Genomic DNA, 235 nt, shown 5'->3' with positions numbered 1-235 from the left:
TTACAACACCCTGTCCTACTTCCCGCGAAACGACCTCATGCTCTACGGCGGCATATACTGGCATCAGTGCAAAGACAAAGAACCGGTGGACAGCTACCTCCTCATCTCCGCACGGCTGGGCGCGGCAAAAATGTTTGAAGCCGGATTCGACGCTTCCGCCTCCGCCACCTACGGCATCCGCAGCCACCGCGAAGAAAACGACGTACTCGAACAACCCCGCCGCGACAAAGAGAAA

At 57.4% G+C, this 235-nt stretch carries 1 protein-coding gene; it reads left to right on the top strand.

Annotated features, from left to right (window positions below; all coding sequences use genetic code 11):
* Positions 1-235: surface lipoprotein assembly modifier (locus ACTHSQ_RS11480; RefSeq protein WP_440375975.1), on the top strand; the 235-nt coding region annotated here is incomplete at both ends.

The organism is Neisseria sp. P0009.S008, from assembly GCF_051958615.1.
In the GTDB taxonomy this organism is placed as follows: Bacteria; Pseudomonadota; Gammaproteobacteria; order Burkholderiales; family Neisseriaceae; genus Neisseria; species Neisseria subflava.
The sequence above is the reverse complement of the archived record's forward strand: the minus strand, read 5'-3'. Positions and strand labels throughout refer to the sequence as shown.